We start from the raw sequence: 21,191 nt of genomic DNA, 5'->3' as shown, positions 1-21,191 counted from the left end.
AGGACGCGATACCGTTCCGGCATCGCCGCACGTACGGCCGGCACGCGTTCGGGTGGCCACGCCTCAACCCTGCCGGGTGCGGCAGCCGGCGGACCGACCGTGCTGGAGCGGCACGGGTTACGTGCAAGGCGGCGATCCTCAACGGCGGCCTGGAGGACGCTGGACAGCGTCACCCAGCAAGACGGATCGAGGTTGGACCAAGGTCCTTCTCCAGCCGCTTCTTCCAGTTGCGCAGCGTCTCCGTGCCTATGCCATTCAGCGGCTGGGCACCGAGATGCGGAAGGACGTGCCGACGCACACGCTGCTCGATACGCTCGACGGTGGACGGGTCTCCGCTCTGGGTGGGCCACCAGTGCGTCTCGATGTAGTCCTTGAGCGAGATGGCCCCGTCGCGCGGATCGACGAACTCGCCGCGCCGTGCGTCGGTCTGGGCCTGGGAGAGCCAGGTCTTGGCGTCCTGGAGTGCGTCGAACGAGCGGGTCCTTGACGCCGGGGATGCCCTTGACGCGGTAGCGGGTGCATTTGCCGTACATGGCCGTGCGCTCGCGCCTACCGGTCTTCGGGCTGGGGCGCTTCTTGAGCCATCGGTCTTCTATGTAGCCGGCCAGGAGAAACTCCTTGGTGTAGCAGATGGGAACGGCGGCGGTGACCTGCGAGAACACCGGAGAGATGCCGCAGTGCGCGGCTGGACAGATCGATGCCGGACGGGTAGACAAGCACGTGAAGCTCCTGGCGGACTGGTGATCTTGGTCGTGAACCCGTCTACCAGGAGCTTTCTTCATGCCCGCCGCCGGGGCTGCCGGTTCACCCACCCGTCAGGTTGGAAACCGTCCCGCGATTTCCCCCCTGCTTCAAACGACAAGGCAACGGGTGGGCGGAGAACTGGTTCTCCGCCCACCCGGGCCAGATCCCTCCCGTACCTCACAGAGAGACCAGCGATGCCTGCCCAATCTTCGGATCGGTTCGCGCTGGCGTCGCCTGACCTGCGGCCGCCAGGCCCTGCTCGTCCTGGCCCACCTGCGCTGCGGCGACACCTACGCCCGTCTCGCCGCGGGCTTCCGCAATCGGGATCGCCACGGCCTACCGCTACATACGCGAGGCGGTCGACCTCCTGGCCGCCCTCGCGCCCACGCTGGAACAGGCCATGACGTCCGTCCGGAAGAAGGCGTACGTGATCCTCGACGGCACCGTGCTGCCGATCGACCGCATCGCCGCAGACCGGCCGTACTACTCCGGGAAGAAGAAGCATCACGGGATGAACGTGCAGGTCATCACCGATCCCGCCGGACGCCTGATCTGGGGCTCGGACGCACTGCCGGGAGCCACGCACGGCCTGACCGCGGCGCGGGCCCACGGCATTCCCGCCTCCCTCGCCGCAGACGACATCAAGTGCTGGGCCGACAAGGCGTATCAGGGCGCCGGCCCCGCGATCCGTGTCCCGATCCGTGGCAAGCACCTGCGCGGCTGGCGCCGACGTCACAACCGGGACCACACGAAGATCCGCAGCCTCGGTGAACGCGCCATGGCGATCCTCAAGTCCTGGCGGCTCCTGCGGAAGCTCCGCTGTAGCACCACCCGCATCACAGCCGTCGTCCGAGCCGTCGTCGCCTCGAACTCGCCAGCTGATCAAGATGGAAAAGGTTCAGTCAAGTTAGGCGTCATTCATCGACGCGTCCAGGTCTGGTTGTCCCAGCCACTGCATTCCCAAAGGACCACCACCGTTCCGCTCGTGCCCCCGAAAATGGTGACGCATTTCTGTGACTGATCAGCCAGCAACTCTTCCCCGGAGAAGTGGAATTTCTGACTGGCGTCGCCGCTGCACCCGGTCAGTTGAATTTCGGTCCGGTCATCGGACGCGCCTCCGGCCACGGTCATGCATTTCCCCGATGACCGGATGCTCCTATCCGGTCCGATGCGCCATTGCTGCGCCGCCGAGTCGTCGCACGTGGCCTGGACCAGCTGTATCCCTTCGGTCCCGGCGCCGCTGCTCAGGCATTTCTTCGTGGCGGGGACCACCAGGGCATGGCCGGCCGGGGCGACCGTTGAGTCGGATCCACTGTTTGTGGACGGGCTCTCATCTCCGGGTTCCGTGTCAGGATCCTCCTGTCCGGCCTTGGGCGTCGACTCCTGCGATGGGGTGCGCGCCGTCGGCGACGTGACGCTGGAACTCGTAGAGCTCGACGGCGAGGAGGCGGAAGAGGCTGTCGGTGTGTCTGCGGACTGCGACGTCGTGGTGCCGCCGACTGGGAGCGGGCCGGCCGGCTCTGTGCCGCTGCTGGTGTTCTTTTCCGTCTCCGTGTTGACCAGCAACGCGATCGTGATCAGTACCGCCGTGGCGACCACTGCGGCAAGCACGACCAGCTTTTTCGAATGGCCCGTTCGGCCAGCGGGCCGCAGCGCCCGCAGGTTGGTCGTGGCCGACTGCGTGCGTTCCGCTGCCGGGGCGGCAGGGGATGCCTCGCGTGTTCTGTGCCCCAAGTTCGGTTCCGGACTCGGGGCCGGTTCCGGCCCTAAGTTCGGTTCCGGACTCGGGGCCGGCTTCGCAGCCGCAGCCGCAGCATCATTGGCCGCCGCAGGGGCGGCGGGCGGAGTGGTGGAGGAGCCCACTCGGCGTATTCGTCGTGGGTCGGCGACCGCTGTCCGCAAGAGGTGCTCGGCGTCCTCGGCCGATATTCGGTCGGCCGGGTTACTGGCGAGCAGACCCTGGATCAGCGGGGTCAGCGGCCCGGCGCCTCGCACCTCGGGAGCCGGCTCCATGGCAATGGCGTACATCGTCTCCGCCACGGTGTCCCGGAGGAATGGCGAGCGGCCCTCGACCGCATGGAAGAGCGTTGCACCCAGCGCCCACAGGTCTGCCTCCGGACCCGACTTGGCGCCGACCAGGCGCTCGGGGGCCATGAAGTCGACCGACCCCACCAACTGGCCGGTGCGGGTGAGAGGCGAGGTCTCGGCGGCCTGGGCGATGCCGAAGTCGGTGAGGACCACCCGGCCGTCCTCGGCGAGCAGTACATTTGCCGGCTTCACATCCCGGTGCAGGATCCCTGCCCGATGTGCCGCCAGCAACGCGGCGATCAGGCCACGGCCAATCCTGGCGGTCTCTTCGGGCGGGACAGGGCCGTGTGCCTTGATCAGGTCATCGAGGGTGGTGGAAGGCACGTACTCCATGACGATGATCGGCAGGCCCTCGTCGTCCACGACATCGTGCACGACAACGACATTGGGGTGGCTGATCCTGGCGGTGCTACGGGCCTCGCGGCGGGTGCGCTCGAAGAGGGTGGCGAGTTCGTCGGCGTCGAGATGCGGCTGGGGATGCAGCTTCTTGACGGCGACCTGGCGGGCGAGGAGATCGTCGTGGGCACGCCACACGGTGGCCATGCCGCCTCGACCGATACGGTCGAGAATGCGGTACCGGCTGGCGATCAGCCGTCCTTCGTCGGACACCGTGGATTCCTTTTCTCTACTTCAGGATCGATCTGGCCACCGGCGCCACGGGGGTTCCTCTAGCCAGCCATATGCCCAACGGTCCCTAGCTTACGGCTTGTCGAGGAGCGCCCTGTCAGTTGAAGGGGGCCTACGAGGAGGACGGCGAGTGCCGGAGGGCGGGTGGATACCGAGGTCGGAGGGGGCACCCTCGCCGGGGCACGGGTGGCTGCGGCGGGCGGAGTTGGCGGCTGGTGGGCTCGTCGCCCCCAAGATCAGTTATAAATACGACCCGGCCCACGTCTCGGGCGATACACCACCCGGTTGTCGCGCATTCACTGGCCCCGGACTTGTTGGCGTAGCCCTCTTCCGTCGCTAAGCGGGGTGCGGGTGCTCGTCGCGGCCCTGGGCCCTCCCCCGAGAGCACGGGCTCTGTTTCTCGACCCCCGCGAGAGCACCACCTGGCCCGATCCTTGCCGTACGGGCCACGCCGATTCGGTCGAACGCGCCGCTCATGGTCGAGCCCAGACCGCTGGCGTCACTGCCCAATCCGAGGCTCAGGCCACGACGAGCATCAGATTCCGTCTGAATGGTGACGGCTGCAAGCGAGGATGCACATCGGGGCCCACAGCTGTGGGCCCCGATGTGTCAGGCGGCGCAGACGAGCTGACGGCCGTAGAAGCATCGGTTGACGAGGTACGCCGGCGCTACGAGGAAGGAGACGGGCGCTTTGGGGTTGCACGCCCCCCACGCTTCCTGTCTGTCGAGGTCCAGGTGCTTTCCTGCGACGTGGTCGTAGTTCCATTCATGCGAGAGTCCGGCCTGGGTGATGCGCTCCATCAGGTCGACGCAACCCGTGCGCAGCCGGTTGATCGCTGCCTCGGTGGCTGGCTTCGGACACGGCGGTCCGGTCGGACACGTCGGCCGGGAAATATGTCACGGTGCCCGGGCCCTCCGCGGTGAGCTTCCCGGCGAGCGTCCGGCCGGGCTCCTCGCTGATTCCCAGGGTGGCCACGTGGGCCCCGGCTCGAACGAAGGACGCGACTGCCGCGGCGGCGATGCCTCGCGGGCCGCCGGTCACGATGATGCGCTTGTTCAGAGCTGTCATGGCACTTTTCCGCAGAGTGAGAAGGGATCGAGTCCGGGCCCGGAGGGTGGTCGGCCTCTCATTCACCATGCTCGTTCCTGGACGTGTCGGACGAAAGTTCACATGTTGCCCACTGGCTGGCCAGGTTCTCACCTGATCAGGATCCGGTGAGAACCTGACCGGCCCTCCCGCCGGGGTGCGCCGGGGAGCCCGTCCGCTCAGGGCTGGTCGAGGGCGTTCGTCACGAGCGCGCGGGCGTACGCGGCGTCCAGCGGGCCGGGGCGGAAGAGGATGCGATACATGATCGGCGCGACGACACGATCGATGATCCGCTCCGTGTCGGGCACGGCCTCGCCCCGCAGTGCCGCGTGCTTCAGCACGACGTCCACCTGTTCGGCTGCGTAGGCCGAACACTGACCGGCGTTACTGCCGTCCGGGTCGCCGAGCAGCGCGTCCCTGATGTACGCGCGCCCGGGTGGAGAGGCCATTTCGTCGAGGAACTGCTCCGCCCAGGCGTCGAGGTCGGCCCGCAGGCTCCCCAGATCAGCCGGATCCGTTTCCGGGCGGAGTCGCTCGACCGCCACGTCGGAGAGGAGCTCCTGCAGATCGCCCCAGCGACGGTAGACCGTGGAAGGGGTCACACCCGCTCGGGCCGCCACCATCGGAACGGTCAACGCGTCACGACCGACTTCGCCGACAAGTTCACGCACCGCCGCGTGGACGGACTCCTGCACGCGTGCGCTGCGCCCGCCAGGTCGGGCCATAGGCTTGGGGCTCATGCAACCCACCTTAATGCGAATCTGTTGCTTCTAGCGGCCGGTCCAGTCGCCGTTACAGGATCGCGTACAGGATCGCGATGCCACCGCCCCTGAACGACGCGCCCGGCGCGGTGACCGCGCACTGCAGGTGGACGTCCCCGCCGCAGAGGCCGGGACGTCCACCTGCTTTCAGGCCGCGATCGGGGCGATCCGCCCCGCACCGGCGGAGGCTTCCTCGTAGGCGCGGCCTGCACGGAGCACCGTGGCGTCGCCGAAGGGTCGCGCCATGAGCTGCATTCCGATCGGCAGGCCGGCGCTGTCGTGCCCCACCGGCAGGGTGAGAGCCGGCACTCCGGTGATGTTGGCCGGGGCGCAGAGACGGACATAGCTGTCGGACACGGCTTCGACCGTACCGTCGGCCCAGTGGACCGCGTACTGATCCGCCCTGGCGGCCGTCATCGGCACTGTTGGCGCGGCAAGGACATCGATTCCGTCGAACATGCAGGTCCACGCGTCGCGCATCATCGTGCGGGCTCTCTGAGCGCGGAGGTAGTCTGCCGCCGAGGTGAGCTCACCGGCCTCCAGCAGGATGCGGACGTCCGGTGTGTACAGGTCGGGCACTGCCCGCAGGGACCCTTCGTGGTAGGCGGTGGCCTCAGGGACCATCAGTCCCCACTGCACGGCCTGGATGTAACGCACCATTGGGATCTCGACGTCGACGAGCTGTGCACCGAGCTCCGCCAGCCGCCCGATCGCGCGGCGTACGGCCTCCTCGACCTCAGGGTCGACCCGTTCGAAGTAGTAGTTGCGGGGTACGCCGACCCTCAGGCCTCGCAGGTCACCGCGGGAGATCTCGCCCATCGGGGCACTGTGCACCCCCGCCGGGTCGCGGGGATCGGGGCCGGCCGTCTCGGACAGCACCAGTGCCGCGTCCTGGACGGTGCGGGTGAGGGGGCCCACGTGGTCCAGGGACCAGGACAGGGAGGTCACGCCCGAGCGTGGGACCAGCCCGTAGGTCGGCTTGAGACCCACGACTCCGTTCAAGGCAGCGGGAACCCGGATGGAACCGCCGGTATCCGTTCCCAGGGCGAACGTCGCTCCGCCGCCGGCAACGGCCACCGCCGAGCCGCCGCTCGATCCTCCGGCCACCCGGGTGTGGTCCCAGGCGTTGTTCGTCTGCGGCGTCGTCAGGCCGTAGGCGAACTCGTGCGTGTGGGTCTTGCCCAGAAGGACCGCACCGGCGGACGCGAGTCGCTCGGCCACCGCACTGTCGCGCTCCGCCACATGTCCGGCCCGTACGTTCGAGCTGGCCGTGGTGGGTGTCCCCTCGGCGTCGATCAGGTCCTTGAGACCCATCGGGATTCCGTGCAGCGGGCTCCGGGGCCCGCTTTTCGCGACCTCCCGTTCGGCCGTTTCCGCCGCCTCCCTGGCCGCTTCGGCGGTGACGGCGACGTAGGCGCCGAGCCTTCCTTCGACCACCCCTATGCGGTTCAGAACGGATTCGGTGAGTTCGACGGGGGACAGCTGACGCGCTCGTACCGCCTGGGCGGCTTCGGTGAGGGACATCTCAAACGGTTGCATCGACGTTCTCCTGTCCGGCCCGGTAGGTGAACGCGGGAGGCGTGTCGCCGAAGTCGAGCTCGCGCAGCGTGGCGATGACGGAGTGGATGTGGTTGGCGGTCGCGGCCACCCCTTCGTGGCGGTCGTCCCCCAAGGGGAGTCCCGCCCGCAGCGCCCCTCGGGCCGCCTCCTGGGGAGTGAGTTCGCTGGTCATGGCGTCCTTCCGGATCAATCCGGCAGCCGGGTCGAGGACAGTCCCGCGACCACCGACCACCTAAAAGCGAATCGTTTGCTTTAGATGACGGTAGGACCTACGGTGACTTAAAGCAAACCGATTGCTTTTAGCTCGGGAAGGACCCTCATGCAGAGCGTCTCCGCGGGCCTCACACATCCCCGCGTCTCCACCCCAGGGTCTCGATCTTTCGCCCTGCACGCGTCGATCCTGATCGCGTTGCTCGCAGCGTCCAGCGCGCCGACCCCGCTGTACTCCCGCTACCAGGAGCAGTGGCACCTGTCCGCCCTGGACATCACCGTGGTCTTCAGCACGTACGCCCTCGCACTGCTGGCCGCGCTGCTGACCACCGGCACGCTCTCCGACCACCTCGGGCGCCGCCCCGTTCTCGTAGGCGCGCTCGGACTGCAGATCATCGCCATGGCCCTCTTCGCGACGGCCGGCGGCCTGGCCGCCCTGCTCGTCGCCCGACTGCTGCAAGGCATCGCCACCGGCGCGGCCACCAGCGCAGCCGGTGCGGCTCTCATCGACCAGGAGAACCCAGCCCGGCCGGGACGTTCCGCGCTGGCCAACAGCATCTCGCCGGTGTCCGGCATGGCGGCCGGAGTCCTGATCGCCACCCTCCTGGTGCATTTCGCACCCGCCCCCACAACCACGGTGTACGCGGCGTTGGCGGCCGTATTCGCCGCCCAGGCAGTCGCTCTCACCAGGACTCCCGAGTCGGCCCTCCCCCACCCGGGCGGCCTGCGCTCCATGCGGCCGCACCTGACCCTTCCGGCCACCGCCCGGCCGGCATTCCTGCTCAACGGCGCAGGAGTCGTCGCCGTCTGGGCACTCGGCGGCTTCTACTCCTCACTGGGCCCGGCGTTCACCAGGCTCATCTCCCCCGACGCGCCCGAGGCTGCCGGCGGCATGGTCTTCTTCACCCTGACAGCCGTCGCCGCTCCGACGGTGTACCTCACGCGTCGGCGACAAGCCGACGCCCTGGTCCTCCTGGGGAGCTGTGCGGCGATACCGGCGGCCGGGCTCTCCCTCGGCGCGCTCTTCCTCGGCAGCGAAACCCTGCTGTTCGCCGGAGCAGCCATGGCCGGATTCGCCTTCGGAGCCGTGTCCCAGGGTGCGCTGCGCGCGGTCGTCGACTCCGTCACCGCTCACGAGAAAAGTGGCACCCTCGCTTCCTACTACGTACTCAGCTATCTCGCGATGAGCCTGCCGGCCATCGGTGCGGGAGCCATCGCATCAGACTTCGGCCTGCGCACCGCGGCAGTCAGTTACGCCTGCTGCGTCGCGGCTCTGGCCGTCCTCTCCATCACGGCGCTGTCCGCCCCCCTGCGCACCGGTCAGAGAACATCGCCCGGCCCTGCGGCCCCCGGCCCGACCACGACGGACACCGCGTCAACAGGCAGCGATGCCATCACCCTCATCCCCTGCGCACGCCCCGTACACAACAGCTGAGGAAAGAACCTTGATCACTTCAACGGACACCAACACCACGGCCTCCCCCGCCGCGCCCTCGTGGACAGTCGGCGACCACACCGTCCGGCGCATCGACGAGGTGGCCCTGCCCCCGCAGACCGGTCCCTGGCTGCTGCCCGGAGCGACTGCCGACCTCGTGACCGGCACACCCTGGCTGCGCCCCGACTTCGCCGACGAACAGGGCGTCCTGCACTTGGCGAGCCACAGCTTCGCCGTCGAGGTGAACGGCATGAAGGTGCTCGTCGACACCGGCATCGGAAACGGAAAGCCGCGCGCCAATCCCGCGTGGCACAACCTGGACAGCGACTACGAGTCCCGGCTCGTGGCCGCGGGCTTCGCACCGGAGAGCGTGGACCTCGTCATCCTCACCCACCTCCACGCGGATCACGTCGGCTGGAACACACGGGCCGATGGGGACGACTGGGTGCCCACCTTCCCGAACGCGCGCTACCTCACCACTCGCACCGAGTGGGACTACTGGGCCGGCGTCGACATGGAGGAGGCCCGCCGTCAGATGTTCCGCGACTCGGTCCACCCCGTCCACGACGCCGGACTGCTCGACTTCATCGACGTCACGGACGGTGGCACGGACATCGCACCCGGCCTCCGGCTGCTGCCTGCCCCGGGTCACACGCCCGGGCAGGTCGCGGTGGAACTCAGCAGCGGGGACGAACGCGCGCTGATCACCGGGGACAGCATCCATCACCCGGTGCAGATGTCGCATCCTGACCTCTGCAGCTGCGTCGACATCGATCCCGTGCGTGCCGTCAGGACCCGCACGGAAACACTTGAGTCCCTTGCCGGTACGTCGACATTGCTGATCGGTAGCCACTTCCCGCCGCCCACCGCCGGCCGCGTCCAGCGCCAGGGGCAGGGGTACCGGCTGATCCAGGCTGCTTCCGGGAACACGCCCGACCGCATCTGAGCCCCTCACGGGCGCGGCTCGTCACCCGCCCCCCTCCTCGGGGCCGGGCAACGAGCCGCGCCTCAGGCCTGGCCACGCTGGCTCCGCCGGCCGAGCCGGGGCGGCGCCACTCGCGGCTTCTTCCAGCCGGCCGAGACTGCTCGCGGCACCCCGGGCTCGGCCCTCGGACCGACCTCGACGACCCAGGCGAGCCGATCCAACCGCTGGCCCGAGCCGAGGACTTCGGGTTCCGGTGTGTCAGTGCACGCCCGCGCTCAGAGCGGGAGCCGAGGGTTCGTCAAGATCGAGCCCGTTCGGCTCTCCCGCAGCAAGACGGTGACGCAGCCGTTCGCCCTCGATGTCGACGTTCGGCAGAAGGCGTTCGGGCTTCCCACGACCGCACTCACCGTCCCGCATCACGACCGCGTCGGCTGTGCCGCGCCACCCGCACCCGGTTTCCGCACCCGACCGTGCACCACTCGCGGCGGGAATGGCTCTTGACGAAGTAGAGGACACAGCCCGGCGCGGGGCATGCTCTCAGCAGCTCCGCGCCGGTGCCCGCGCCCGCGAACAGGGCCACCGCCTCGGCCGCGATCCGGGCCAGAGCCGCGCGCCGAGGATCGTCCTCGGACCGGCGGCCGATCACCGTGATGAGCCCCTCCTCCTGCACCAGTTCCTGCCACGAGGCGGCCCGGCGGGCCCAGGTGTTGAGCACGGCGAGATCGGCCGGTTCCGCGGTGCCACTCGCCGTACGCACACCGGCGAGCGCCCGCAAGGAGCGCCGCAGGCCCAGGAAGTCCTCGAAGAGAGACGAATCCACCGGGGCGGCTCGGAGCATTTCGTCGGCGACCGGCGCGGGGAACCGGACACGCTGCGCGGCAAGCCAGACGTCGAGGTCCGGCGGTTCGGCGAGGGCGTCGATCATCCTGCCGCGAACACCGCCCTTGATGTAGACGGTGTTCACCAGATCGAGGGGCAGCGGTTCGCCGGTGAGCGGAAGCTCTTCGATCGCGGCCGACCGCGGGCCCTGCATGTCGCTCTCGCCCATAGGTCCATCCTGCCTCGTGGAAAGCAGCACACCAAGCTAATGGACAGGATAATCTTCACCCATTAGTACTGCTATTGTGCGTGAAGGGATCTTTCGTGTCCGAAACCCAGTTGCCCCAGCTCGCCGGGCCACGACGCCGGACCGCCGCCCTCGCGGGCGAGGCGCCCGCCCGCCCGGCCCCCGGCTTCATCTCCGTGGCCACCCTGGGCGGTGTGGCCGCGCTGGTGCTGCTGGCCGCGATCGGCACACTGCTGGACCAGACGGTGCTCATCCCGCCGCTCGCCGCCAGCGCCGCCCTCGTGTTCGCCGCTCCCGCCCTGCCCCTGGCCCAGCCACGCAACGTCATCGGCGGTCAGCTGGTCTCCACCCTGGTCGGCTTCCTGGCCCTCGCCGTGGCGGGCAGCTCGGTGTGGGCCTCGGCCGTCGCCGGCGGTCTGGCCATCGGCGCCATGGCCCTCACCCGCACCTCGCACTCCCCCGCCGCGGCCACCGCAGTCATCGTCGTGGTGACCGATCCCTCGGCGGCCCTGTTCCTCCCCCTGCTCCTGCTCGCCACCCTGGTGATCGTCGGCGTCGGCATCCTCGCGGGACGGACCGGCAAGACGGTCCGCTACCCGGCCTACTGGTGGTAGGACCGGGCCGACATGACCAGCCGATACGCGCCACCACTCTTCAGCCCTGCGGTCCAGGAACACGAAACGCTCCACGCGAGCCGACGCGAGTACGCGGCGATGAGCCAGGGACCCGCGCGCGCCGACTCCCCCGCGCCGAGACCGAGTTCGTCGCAGGCGCGGACAGCTTCTACCTGGCGACCACCGGATCCACCGGCCGGCCGTGCGCGCAGCATCGAGGCGGTCCTCCCGGATTTCTGCGCGTACCCGATGAGCAGACTCTCCGCTTCGAAGCCCTACGCCCAGGCCGACCACCTCGTCCTCGACGGGAATCCACATGCCGCGCCCCGTCACCTTCCCCAGGGGCGGCGGATGGGGCGGGAGCCGCTCCTGGACCTCTTCAAGACCTACGAGGCCGACGGCGTCGACCAGTTGATACCGAACCTCCGCTTCGACACTCGCCCGGCCGAGCACGTCATGGTGGAACTGGCCTCGTACGTGCTGCCGCACTTCCCGTCCCCGACTGCCGACGGTTAGGGCCAATGCCGTTCGGTCAGGGGTTCGTTCGGCGGTGCGACTTTCGGCGTTTCGGCTGGTGATACGGGTGCAGCCCTCGTAGTGGTTCTCGGGTCCGCCAAGACTCGTGTTCCTCTGCAAGGGCTGCAGTGTCTGATTTCTGTCATCACGCATGCTCCCGGTGTGTTTGCCATGGGGCACCTGGGCGAGTTGACCCAGGCTGTTCCGTTCGATCTCGTCGACGAGGCACTCGCGTCCGCAGGCGGTCTACAGCAGCGGGTGCGGCGGCTGCCGTCGCGGGTGGTGGTCCATCTCCTGCTCGCCGGCGCGCTGTTCACCGGGACGGGCTGGACGGGGATCTGGTCGCGGCTGACTGCCTCGCTGCCCGTGCCGCTGCCCGTGCCGGCGGGTTCATCGATCACGGCTGCGATGCGACGGGTCGGACCCAAACCGTTGAAAGCACTGTTCGACCTGGCCAAAGGCCCCGCAGCGGCGACCGCGACACAGATGACACGGTTCGCGGGCAGGCTGGTGGTCACGATCGACGGCACCCAGATCGCACTGCCGGACACGCCCGCGAACCTGTCAGTGTTCCCCAGGGCGAAGACCGGACCGAACGGGCCCGCCGGTTACCCGATGCTGCGTCTGGTCACGCTGACGGCCTGCGGGACCCGAACCCTCATGGACGCCGCCTTCGGCACCGACGCGACCGGCGAGCTCACCTACGCCCGTGGCCTGATCACCGCTCTGGTCAGGCTCTACCGAGAACGCTGGGAGATCGAGACCAGCTACTGCGAGCTGAAATCGACCGTCCTGGGCGGCAGAGTCCCGCACGGCCGCCACCCGGCAGCCGCCACCCAGGAGACCTGGGCACTTCTGGTCGCCTACCAGGCACTACGCACCGCGATGAGCGACGCCGTCCCGCACCGGCCCGACATCGACCCCGACCGCGCCGCATTCACCATCACGCTGAACACAGCACGTGACCAGATCATCCGGGCCACCGGCATCATCCACACCCGGACCGACCTCGTCGGACAGATCGGCACCGCCATACTCAACGGCCTCCTACCCGCCCGCCGAGACCGGTCCCGACCCCGCGTGAAGAGTCGTGGACCTTGGCGACGAACTGCGGATCGGCGGACAGTTTGAAGGAGTCCCCCAGGTGGGGCTTGAGGTCGGACTTCTTCCGGATCCGGCCGATGGTCGACTTCGACGGGCCGGTGCGCTGGGCCATCGATGCCCGTGACCAGCGCGTGTCCCTGTCCGCGGTCGACTCCAGGGTGGCCACGATGGCCTGCTCGGCCCGGTCGAGGAGGATCTACGGCGGCCGACCCGAGCGCGGCTCGTCATGCAGGCCGTCAGTCGTGATCGGCCGGACAAGACCTGAGGGCAGCGCCGGTTGAGGAGCAGGTCGTCGACTGCCGCGTGCAGAGTCGCGGCGGCCACTCCGTCGCGCATCTGCGTGGACAGACCCAGGACAACCCGGTGGCCCACAGTGACCCTCATCACTTATGGATCGATTGAGCCATAATAACTTGACCACGCGTCGGGCCGGGTTGAGTATTTCGGTATGACCGATCCAGAATACGAGACCGACTCCGCCGCCCGCCCCACGCTGAGCCGCGCGATGGTGCTGCTGCTGGCGGTGACCTGTGGCGCGGCAGTAGCGAACATCTACTACGCGCAGCCTCTGCTGCCGGTCATCTCCCGGGCGTTGGGGGTGTCCGAGGGGGCCGGTGGTCTGGTCGTCACTGCCTCGCAGATCGGCTACGCGATCTCCCTGGCACTGCTCGTGCCCCTCGGTGACGTACTCGAACGGCGGCGTCTGGTGAGCGTGTTGCTCGGTCTGAGCGCCGTCGCCCTGCTCGGCGCGGCGATCTCACCCTCGCTGGGATTGCTGTACGCCGCTGTCGCGCTGATCGGGGTGACCTCCGCCGTGGCGCAGATCGTGGTGCCGATGGCGGCCTCGCTGGCTGCCGACCACGAGCGCGGCTCGGTGGTGGGCACGGTCATGAGCGGCCTGCTCGTCGGGATCATGCTGGCCCGTACTGCTGCGGGCTTCCTCGCGGAGTTCGGCGACTGGCGGCTGGTGTTCGTCTTCGCGGCCGTGCTCATGGTAGTGCTGGCCGTCATCCTGCGCCTGGCGCTGCGCCCCATGCCTCCGTCCGAGACCACCCCATATCCCCAGCTCCTGCACTCGGTACTGACGCTGGTGCGCACCGAGTCGCTGCTGCGCAGGCGCATGGGTCTGGCCGCGGTCGGTATGGGCTCCTTCACCATCCTGTGGACGGCGTCGTCGTTCCTGCTGGCCGGTCCGGCCTACGGGTACGGCCCCGCCGGCATCGGCCTGTTCGGCCTGGCCGGAGTGGTCGGGGCCGCCGCCGCGGTGGTGGCCGGCCGGTTCGCGGACCGCGGGCGCGGCCGTCAAGTGGCGACCGGTGGGCTGGTCCTGCTGACGGCCAGCTGGGGCGTACTGGCCTTCGCGGGAGCGGGCGGCGCAGGCGGCCTGATCTCGCTGGTCGTCGGCATCATGCTCCTCAACCTTGCTCAGCAGGCCCTGCTGATCAGCCATCAGAGCGTGCTCTACCACCGGGTTCCGCATGCCCGTAGCCGGGTGACGACGGCCCTCATGGTCTCCTCGTTCGCAGGCAGCACCGTCGCCTCCGCGCTCGCCTCGGCGCTGTACCCACTCGTGGGCTGGACGGGGATATCGGCGCTCGGCGCGGTGACCGCGCTGATCGGTGTCGGGATCTGGATCCTGGAACTGCTCCGTCCGAGCCCCTCCGAACCGCTCACCGACCCGTCGGTGAGCGTACGCACCGCGACCGCGGACCCCGCAGACTCGCACTCGAAGAGCTCGAAGGATCCTGCTCATGCCTGAAATCCGCCGCGTGGCAATCCTGGACGACTATCAGGGGATCTCCCACCGGTACGCCGACTGGAGCGCCCTGCCCGACGGCGCGCGACTCACCGTCTTCACCGAACACCTGGGCGGCCCCGAAGAGGTGAGTGCCGCGCTGAAGCCGTTCGACGTCGTCGTCGCCATGCGCGAGCGCACCGCCTTCCCGGCCGAGGTCCTCAGCGCACTGCCGAACCTGCGCCTGCTGGTCACCACGGGTCCGGCCAACGCGGCCGTCGACGTGGCCGCGGCACACCGGCAGGGGATCGTGGTCTCGGCCACCCGCGCGGCGGGGCTGCCCTCGACCGCCGAGCTGACCTGGGGGCTGATCCATGCCCTGACCCGTTCCATCCCCGCCGAGGAGCGCAGCCTGCGCGAGGGCGCCTGGCAGCGCACCGTCGGGCGCGACCTGTGCGGCGCCCGTCTCGGAGTCATCGGACTGGGCAACGTCGGCGGCCGGGTGGCCAGGGTCGGACTCGCCTTCGGCATGGACGTCGTCGCCTGGAGCGACAACCTCGACGCCGGGCACGCCGAAGCACTGGGTGTCACTCCGGTCGGCCAAGGGGAACTGCTGGCCACGTCGGACGTAGTCACCCTCCACGTCCAGCTCTCCCCCCGTACCACCGGACTCATCGGCCGCGACGAACTGGCCCTCATGCGACGGGACGCGCTGCTGGTCAACACCTCCCGGGCGGGCCTCGTGGACGAGCGGGCGCTGCTGGCCGCCCTCGACTCAGGAAGCCTGGGCGGAGCCGCACTCGACGTCCATCCCGCCGAACCGCTCCCCGCCGGCTCGCCATGGCACACCGCACCACGGACGGTGCTCACCCCGCACCTGGGCTACGTCACCGCCGGCACCTACCGGACCTTCTACGGCGACGCCCTCGACGACGTCCTCGCGTACGCCGCTGGAGAACCGGTCCGCGTGATCGCTCCGTGAACGGATCCCGCCCGACCCCTTCCTCTCCGATCCTCCATCCACTTCCGCCGCACCCGTACGAAGACGCGAAGAAAGGCTCGACCATAGCCATGAGCGACCAGACAACCACGGCCAACGTCCTCCGGCCCGACGGCACTGACGGCACTGACGGCACTGACGTCGCCGGTGACTCCGGGCGCCGTATGCCGACGCTATGGACCCGGACCATCGGGGAACTCACCCTGACCTATCTGCCCGATGCCGGTGTCACCATGATCCCGACGCGGGTCTACCCCGCTTCCGAGGAGACTGACTGGATCCCGTACCGCCCTCACATGACGGACGCCGGCCACCTGGCCATGGGATGCGGCGCACTGCTCGTCGAACGCGCTGGGCACCACCTGCTTCTCGACGCGGGCCACGGCCGGATCTCGGGCGACGACCCGGAACACTTCCAGTACGGCTTCGAGCACGTGAAGGATCTCCCCGCCTCGCTGGCGAGCCTCGGCGTCGCCCCGGCCGCACTGGAAACAGTCGCCTTCACCCATCTGCACGACGACCACACCGGCTGGGCACGCCCCGATGCGGCCGACCATCCGCACAGCCTGTTCCCGAACGCCCGATGGGTCGTCGGGGAAGGTGAACTGGAGGGCCTGGATCCCGCCGCCGGGCCGCGGCTCGCCGGGCAGAGCGAACGGACCAGGCCCGTGGCCGACGGGACCGAGATCGCCGAGGGCGTCCGGGCCTGGGCGCTGCCCGGGCACACGACCGGGCACACGGCCTGGGTTCTCGACGCGGGCGACGGCCGCCGGATCGTCGCGTTCGGCGACGCCATGCACTCCCCCGTCCAGGTCCACCACCCCGACTGGGAAGTGCTCCTCGACCACGACCGGGCAGAGGCCGAACGCTCACGGCGCCGGCTCGTGGAGTACCTCTCCCAGGACGGGGTCTACGGCTTCGGCGTCCACTTCGCCGACCAGCAGCTCGGCACGGTCGACGGCAACGGCCGCTGGCGCCCGTGGAACGACGCGACGGACGCCCGCTGAGCCCGCCCCGGAACGAACGGCGTTCCCACCGCGAACGACCCCGGTTTCGGCACTCACACCCCAGTTTCCAGCCAACCCACTTGTGAGACCAACGATGAATGCGACCCACCAGCCCGCCACCGCGGCAGGCACTTTTCGCCTCGGCGGCGACCTTCCCATCACCCGTCTCGGCCTCGGCACCATGCAGATGACCGGTCCCGGCGTCTGGGGGGACCCGAAAGACCCGGACCGAGCCGTCCGAGTCCTGCGCCGCGCTGTCGAGCTCGGCGTGAACTTCATCGACACGGCGGACTCCTACGGTCCCGCCGTCGCCGAGCCACTCGTCAAGAAGGCCCTGTACCCCTATCCGGACGACCTGGTCATTGCCACCAAAGCCGGGCTGACCCGCTCCGGCCCCGACCGGTGGCACCCTGTCGGCAGGCCCGAGTACCTGCGCCAGCAGGCCGAGATGAGCCTGCGCCACTTGGGAATGGACCACATCGACCTCTTCCAGCTGCATCGCATTGACCCGAAGGTCCCACTTGAGGAACAGCTCGGAGAACTGCAACTCCTTCAACAGGAGGGGAAGATCCGGCACATCGGGCTCTCCGAGGTCTCTGTCGAGGATCTCGAAGCAGCCTTGAGGACGGTCCCGATCGTCTCGGTGCAGAACCTGTTCAACCTCGCCGACCGCACGGCTGAGCCGCTGCTGGAGTACGCGACGCACCACGCCATCGGTTTCATCCCTTGGTTCCCGCTGGCAACCGGAAAACTGTCGAGGGACGACGGCCCGCTCGCCGAGCCGGCCCGGCAGCACGGCGTGAGTCCGTCACAACTCGCCCTGGCCTGGCTGTTGAAGCGTTCGCCCGCGCTGCTGCCGATCCCGGGAACCTCGTCCGTCGAGCACCTGGAGGAGAATGTCCGGGCCGCCGAGATCGTTCTGCCCGAGGCCGTGTTCGACGCCATGACCCACGCCGCGTAGCGCGGCCGGTCGCCAGGCTCCGCGTACGCCTGGGCCTGTCCGGCGGATCATGACGATGGCAGAGTGCGCCCCGTGTGTTGCAGCGTCTTCCTGCTCCGGTTCGTGGACAGCACGGTTGTCGCGTCGGATGCCGATGTTCCGGCATGTGACTGAGCCGTACATGGCCGCGGGCGGTCCAGGGGAGGGTTCCCCCACTCCACGTGGAGGACGGGGACAACGTGGTGTACCACGAGTCCCACGGCGAAAGCGGCATGCCGTGAGTGACGGCGACGCAGTCTGCCCGTGGGCCACGGTCCGGACCTGCGGGCTCCGGCCGTGTGCTGGTGGGCCCGGCCGCCCGCGCCCTCCCGACGGGCGGCCCCGACCACTTCTCCGGTCGCTTCGGCCTGCTGCCCGGCTACGGCCGGCCCCACTGTCGCAGCACCCTGGCCCACCGCCCGGAGTCCGCGGCCGGGCCGAGCCGCTCTTCGAGGCCATCAAGATCCATCAGCAGAACCTCTTGGACAGGCTCCCCGGCGCCCACGGCTACCTGCGCGGGCCGCACGGGCAGGCAAGGGTCCGAGGAGGTCCCCCCCTCCCCATTGACCGGGGCCACACCCTCCGTCCAGTGACTCGGCTCGCATCGTTGACCGGGTGATGGACGGGTTGCCCGGCAGTCAGCAGGTCAGGGTGGCCAGGTGCCCGCCGGCTGTGCACGCGATTCATGTCGATTGAAGTCGTGCGGTTCCGGGGGCTGCGCGTGGACCGATGCCGACGTGTGGTGCACGTGGGCGTCAGCGTCCCCGTGTGTCCCAGTTCGCGAGCACGGCGTCGGCCGCCGCGTGCAAAGTCCGTGCTGATGTGCCGTCACAGACCTGTGTCGAAATACCGAGCAAGAAGCCGTGGATCATTGACGTGACGCCGTCCACGTCGGTGTCTTCGGCGAGTTCTCCTGAGGCGATACCGCGTACGATGCACGCCCTGATGCGTTCTCGGTCCGCTGCGCGGCGCGCCGCTACGACCCTTCGCGCTCCGGCCTCGCCCGCTCCCGGTGCCCGGACCGTCCCTGAGAGGGCGATGAGGCATCCGCGGGGATGGGATGCGTCGGTCTGCATGTTGATCGACCCGTGGAGGAGCCGGGCGATGGCCTCACGGGGACTTTCCGCCTCGTCGGCCACGACATCGGTGACGCTGCCCGGTCCGGCGATGTAGTGCTCAACGGCCTTCTCGAAGAGTCCCTCCTTCGAACCGAAGGCGCCGTAGAGGCTCGCGGAGGACAGCCCTGTGGCCTCGCGGAGCTGGGCCAGCGATGTCCCTTCGTAGCCCTGTTCCCAGAACAGCAGCATCGCGGCCTCCAGGACGGCCTCCATGTCGAAGATGCGGGGACGGCCGACGGTGGGCACGGTGAACCTCCTCCATTGCGGACTGAATGATCCAGTTTGACACGCGTCGACACCGCGGTCAATATTGGATCAGTCAATCCATAACTGGTGAGGAGTCCGCCCCGATGACCACAACGAACCCCACACCGGTCCACGAACGAGCGCACCATTCGTTCCCCGTCCCCGCACTGGTGGTGATGGCGTGCGCCGGATTCATCGTGATCATGACCGAGACACTGCCTGCGGGACTGCTCCCGCAGCTCGCTGCCGGACTTGACGTCTCCGAAGGCGGTGCCGGCCAGCTCGTGAGCGCCTACGCGATCGGAACGGTCCTCGCGGCGATACCCGCCATCACGCTGACCCGCGGGTCACAACGCAAGCCGCTTCTCCTCGCGGGCCTGATCGGGTTCCTTGTCGCGAACACCGTCACTGCGGCAGCGCCATCGTTCACCGTCGCCCTTGGCGCCCGGTTCGTCGCGGGAGCATTCTCCGGCCTGCTGTGGGGCATGCTCGCCGGATACGCCCGGCGTATCGCCGCACCTGAGCATGCCGGGCGCGCCCTTGCCATCGCCATGACCGGTACCCCCGTCGCGCTGGCTGTCGGAACTCCCCTTGGCGCCTGGCTGGGCTCGGCGGTCGGGTGGCGCTGGTCCTTCGCCGCGATGTCGCTGCTCAGCATCGTCGCCATAATCTTCGCGAAATCCCTCGTGCCCGACGCCCCGGGGCAGTCGGCGCAGACACGCGCTCCCCTCAGCCGAGTGCTGGGCATTCCCGGCGTGGCGACCATCCTCGGCGTCGTATTCGTCTGGATGCTCGCGCACAACGTGCTCTATACCTACATCGCTTCCTACCTGCAGCAGATGCATCTCGCGCTCCGGCCCGACATCACACTTCTCGTCTTCGGCGTCGCTGCGCTCGGAGGTATCTGGATCACCGGTGTATTCATCGACCGCGCACTTCGCAGGCTCACCCTGGCGAGCGTGACTCTGTTCGTCGTCGCCGCGGCGGTTCTTGCCGCCGCGCAGCAGTCCACGGTGCTCGCGCTGCTCGCGATCGTCCTGTGGGGCCTCGCGTTCGGCGGCGCGGCGACGCAGTTGCAGACGGCCATGGGGGAGGCCGCGGGCGAGAACGCCGATGCGGCGAACGCGGTGCTGACGACATCCTTCAACCTGGCGATCTTTGCGGGCGGTGCCGTGGGGGCCGTGGTCGTCGATGGCGTGGGCGCATCGGTTCTTCCAGCCGGGATGATCGCTCTCACGCTCATGGCGCTCGTCATGGTCGGCTTCGGCCGGCGCGCAGCATTTCCCGCCGGGCGTTGACCGAGAACTGACCGGACCACTCTTCGTGGCTCGTCATGCAGCCTTGGGCGCGGGTATGCGCTCCACTCGCGGACTGGCGAGTCGGGGGCGAATCTGCGTTTGGCTTCGGTCCGGGCGTTGCGCCGGCGGATGTAGGCGGCAATGGCGGCGTTCTGCTCTCGCGGGGCGGTGGTCGGTGCCATTGAGGGCACGAAGTAGCGCCTGGCCGCGAACTCTGATCGGGTCCAGTTCAGCCAGGATCCGTAGGTCGGCAGGAAGACCAGCTCGAGTGTTGTCAGCGGCCCAGCTGCGGACCTCGGCGTGCTTGTGGGGGGGGAGAAGTTGTCCAGGACGACGTACAGCTTCTCCGCTGGTCAGCGGGAGCGTTGAGCAGGCCGAGGAACGTTCGCCTGCGTTTGCGCTGCCGGATCCTGTAGTAGATCTCGCCAGTGGCGGGCGGCAAACATGTGCATCACGGGGCCGTACCGGTTGCAGGTCGCCCGCAGCTGACGGGGCTTGCCCACCGGACGCCGGTCCATGCCCTTGCATGGCTGAAGATTGACGGGCCGAATTCGTCGACGCGTATGACCCGGCCGTCAGCCGTCGGGGTCGTACAGGGCCAGGACTCGGCGCATCTTGGCGATGAAGTTCGGATCAGTAGCGGCCTTCCACGTGGTTGTGGCCTTCCAGGAGCATCGCGTTCAGCGCGACCCGCGCCGAGTGGTCGGCCAGACCTCCTTGCGGATGCGCCGGATGTCGGAGGGATGGGTGTCGGGTCGTCCGCTCCGCCGTTGCCCGCATGCAGCCGGGAGAACTGTCTTGGGCCGCAGGAACCCCTGGGACTTTTCTGGGACATTCGGCCGCACCTGCGCGCACACGCGGGAGACATCCGAAAGGGGATTCACGCAGGTCAACGCTCTGCAACCGCGTATTGTCGCAGGTCATAGAACTGCCTGGTCTCTTCCGGGACATCCGACCGGCGGGGTGTTGTGCCCTTACAACGGCTAACACAATGAGGTGATCTGTCGGTGGGTGATGAGGCAGCAGGCGAGTTTGAGGAAGGCTTCGTGGATGTCTGCTCGTCGTTCCCAG

Annotated in this window: 18 protein-coding genes and 2 pseudogenes; 11 read left to right on the top strand and 9 right to left on the bottom strand. The window is 68.8% G+C overall.

The genetic code is table 11. From position 1 onward, the window contains the following. Positions 1-882 precede the first annotated feature (882 nt). Positions 883-1,606: pseudogene (locus tag ACIO3R_RS34935) on the top strand (transposase family protein); the annotation flags it as partial. A gap of 56 nt (positions 1,607-1,662) precedes the next feature. On the opposite strand, the gene ACIO3R_RS34930 reads toward ACIO3R_RS34935, so the two are convergent. The 6 genes from ACIO3R_RS34930 to ACIO3R_RS34905 form a co-directional block, all read right to left on the bottom strand. Beyond that, the gene (locus tag ACIO3R_RS34930) at positions 1,663-3,441 is read right to left on the bottom strand and encodes a serine/threonine protein kinase (protein ID WP_402111022.1); all 1,779 of its coding nucleotides are present in this window, start codon (positions 3,439-3,441) and stop codon (positions 1,663-1,665) included. Positions 3,442-4,068: 627 nt separating this feature from the next. Beyond that, positions 4,069-4,260, bottom strand: a complete 192-nt coding sequence (locus tag ACIO3R_RS34925) for a hypothetical protein (RefSeq protein ID WP_385033940.1) — start codon at positions 4,258-4,260, stop codon at positions 4,069-4,071. Further along, complete coding sequence (locus tag ACIO3R_RS34920; RefSeq protein ID WP_402111020.1) at positions 4,226-4,528, bottom strand: SDR family NAD(P)-dependent oxidoreductase; 303 nt, start codon at positions 4,526-4,528, stop codon at positions 4,226-4,228. The genes ACIO3R_RS34925 and ACIO3R_RS34920 overlap by 35 nt, the downstream gene beginning before the upstream one ends. 197 nt (positions 4,529-4,725) lie before the next feature. After that, entirely contained in the window at positions 4,726-5,286 is a 561-nt protein-coding gene (locus ACIO3R_RS34915; protein ID WP_385033887.1) for a TetR/AcrR family transcriptional regulator, read from the bottom strand. 168 nt (positions 5,287-5,454) lie between these two features. Beyond that, complete coding sequence (locus tag ACIO3R_RS34910) at positions 5,455-6,846, bottom strand: amidase (RefSeq protein WP_402111018.1); 1,392 nt, start codon at positions 6,844-6,846, stop codon at positions 5,455-5,457. Beyond that, positions 6,833-7,039, bottom strand: a complete 207-nt coding sequence (locus ACIO3R_RS34905) for a hypothetical protein (protein WP_385351787.1) — start codon at positions 7,037-7,039, stop codon at positions 6,833-6,835. Before ACIO3R_RS34905 ends, ACIO3R_RS34910 begins: the two co-directional genes overlap by 14 nt. Positions 7,040-7,186: 147 nt before the next feature. On the opposite strand from ACIO3R_RS34905, the gene ACIO3R_RS34900 reads away from it, so the two are divergent. Next, positions 7,187-8,512 (top strand): MFS transporter, encoded by a 1,326-nt coding sequence (locus tag ACIO3R_RS34900; protein WP_402111016.1) that lies wholly within the window; start codon positions 7,187-7,189, stop codon positions 8,510-8,512. 10 nt (positions 8,513-8,522) lie between these two features. Beyond that, positions 8,523-9,458, top strand: a complete 936-nt coding sequence (locus tag ACIO3R_RS34895; RefSeq protein ID WP_385351782.1) for an MBL fold metallo-hydrolase — start codon at positions 8,523-8,525, stop codon at positions 9,456-9,458. Positions 9,459-9,840: 382 nt separating this feature from the next. Here the strand turns inward: ACIO3R_RS34895 and ACIO3R_RS34890 are convergent, their stop codons facing one another. Further along, positions 9,841-10,485 (bottom strand): CGNR zinc finger domain-containing protein, encoded by a 645-nt coding sequence (locus ACIO3R_RS34890; RefSeq protein ID WP_402111014.1) that lies wholly within the window; start codon positions 10,483-10,485, stop codon positions 9,841-9,843. Positions 10,486-10,580: 95 nt separating this feature from the next. Between ACIO3R_RS34890 and ACIO3R_RS34885 the strand changes: the two genes are divergently transcribed. The 7 genes from ACIO3R_RS34885 (at position 10,581) to ACIO3R_RS34855 (ending at position 17,440) form a co-directional block, all read left to right on the top strand. Continuing rightward, complete coding sequence (locus ACIO3R_RS34885) at positions 10,581-11,117, top strand: HPP family protein (RefSeq protein ID WP_402111012.1); 537 nt, start codon at positions 10,581-10,583, stop codon at positions 11,115-11,117. Positions 11,118-11,366: 249 nt separating this feature from the next. Next, entirely contained in the window at positions 11,367-11,633 is a 267-nt protein-coding gene (locus tag ACIO3R_RS34880) for a hypothetical protein (protein ID WP_402111010.1), read from the top strand. A gap of 81 nt (positions 11,634-11,714) precedes the next feature. Continuing rightward, on the top strand, positions 11,715-12,764 hold the full coding sequence (locus ACIO3R_RS34875) for a transposase domain-containing protein (RefSeq protein ID WP_402111008.1): 1,050 nt from the start codon (positions 11,715-11,717) through the stop codon (positions 12,762-12,764). 421 nt (positions 12,765-13,185) lie between these two features. After that, positions 13,186-14,496 (top strand): MFS transporter, encoded by a 1,311-nt coding sequence (locus ACIO3R_RS34870; protein ID WP_402111006.1) that lies wholly within the window; start codon positions 13,186-13,188, stop codon positions 14,494-14,496. Beyond that, the gene (locus tag ACIO3R_RS34865; RefSeq protein ID WP_402111004.1) at positions 14,489-15,454 is read left to right on the top strand and encodes a D-2-hydroxyacid dehydrogenase family protein; all 966 of its coding nucleotides are present in this window, start codon (positions 14,489-14,491) and stop codon (positions 15,452-15,454) included. Before ACIO3R_RS34870 ends, ACIO3R_RS34865 begins: the two co-directional genes overlap by 8 nt. 89 nt (positions 15,455-15,543) lie before the next feature. Further along, complete coding sequence (locus ACIO3R_RS34860) at positions 15,544-16,479, top strand: MBL fold metallo-hydrolase (protein ID WP_402111003.1); 936 nt, start codon at positions 15,544-15,546, stop codon at positions 16,477-16,479. Between the two features lie 94 nt (positions 16,480-16,573). Further along, positions 16,574-17,440, top strand: a complete 867-nt coding sequence (locus ACIO3R_RS34855; RefSeq protein ID WP_402111001.1) for an aldo/keto reductase — start codon at positions 16,574-16,576, stop codon at positions 17,438-17,440. 773 nt (positions 17,441-18,213) lie between these two features. Here ACIO3R_RS34855 and ACIO3R_RS34850 read toward each other — a convergent pair. Next, positions 18,214-18,822 carry a TetR/AcrR family transcriptional regulator gene (locus ACIO3R_RS34850; protein ID WP_385033926.1) on the bottom strand — a complete coding sequence of 203 codons (609 nt, stop codon included), beginning with the start codon at positions 18,820-18,822 and terminating at the stop codon, positions 18,214-18,216. Positions 18,823-18,926: 104 nt separating this feature from the next. Between ACIO3R_RS34850 and ACIO3R_RS34845 the strand changes: the two genes are divergently transcribed. Continuing rightward, on the top strand, positions 18,927-20,120 hold the full coding sequence (locus ACIO3R_RS34845; RefSeq protein WP_402110999.1) for an MFS transporter: 1,194 nt from the start codon (positions 18,927-18,929) through the stop codon (positions 20,118-20,120). A gap of 983 nt (positions 20,121-21,103) precedes the next feature. Here the strand turns inward: ACIO3R_RS34845 and ACIO3R_RS34840 are convergent. Next, positions 21,104-21,191 (bottom strand): annotated as a pseudogene (locus ACIO3R_RS34840) (IS5/IS1182 family transposase); the annotation flags it as partial.

Source organism: Streptomyces sp. NPDC087428, assembly GCF_044744085.1.
Classification (GTDB): Bacteria; Actinomycetota; Actinomycetes; order Streptomycetales; family Streptomycetaceae; genus Streptomyces.
This window is presented reverse-complemented; position numbering and strand designations above follow the sequence as displayed.

Coding starts and splice junctions, on each gene's coding strand:
- ACIO3R_RS34925 (WP_385033940.1), bottom strand. CDS start 4,260: ATGGAGCGCATCACCCAGGCCGGACTCTCGCATGAATGGAACTACGAC.
- ACIO3R_RS34920 (WP_402111020.1), bottom strand. CDS start 4,528: ATGACAGCTCTGAACAAGCGCATCATCGTGACCGGCGGCCCGCGAGGC.
- ACIO3R_RS34915 (WP_385033887.1), bottom strand. CDS start 5,286: ATGAGCCCCAAGCCTATGGCCCGACCTGGCGGGCGCAGCGCACGCGTG.
- ACIO3R_RS34910 (WP_402111018.1), bottom strand. CDS start 6,846: ATGCAACCGTTTGAGATGTCCCTCACCGAAGCCGCCCAGGCGGTACGA.
- ACIO3R_RS34905 (WP_385351787.1), bottom strand. CDS start 7,039: ATGACCAGCGAACTCACTCCCCAGGAGGCGGCCCGAGGGGCGCTGCGG.
- ACIO3R_RS34900 (WP_402111016.1), top strand. CDS start 7,187: ATGCAGAGCGTCTCCGCGGGCCTCACACATCCCCGCGTCTCCACCCCA.
- ACIO3R_RS34890 (WP_402111014.1), bottom strand. CDS start 10,485: ATGGGCGAGAGCGACATGCAGGGCCCGCGGTCGGCCGCGATCGAAGAG.
- ACIO3R_RS34880 (WP_402111010.1), top strand. CDS start 11,367: ATGAGCAGACTCTCCGCTTCGAAGCCCTACGCCCAGGCCGACCACCTC.
- ACIO3R_RS34870 (WP_402111006.1), top strand. CDS start 13,186: ATGACCGATCCAGAATACGAGACCGACTCCGCCGCCCGCCCCACGCTG.
- ACIO3R_RS34865 (WP_402111004.1), top strand. CDS start 14,489: ATGCCTGAAATCCGCCGCGTGGCAATCCTGGACGACTATCAGGGGATC.
- ACIO3R_RS34860 (WP_402111003.1), top strand. CDS start 15,544: ATGAGCGACCAGACAACCACGGCCAACGTCCTCCGGCCCGACGGCACT.
- ACIO3R_RS34855 (WP_402111001.1), top strand. CDS start 16,574: ATGAATGCGACCCACCAGCCCGCCACCGCGGCAGGCACTTTTCGCCTC.
- ACIO3R_RS34845 (WP_402110999.1), top strand. CDS start 18,927: ATGACCACAACGAACCCCACACCGGTCCACGAACGAGCGCACCATTCG.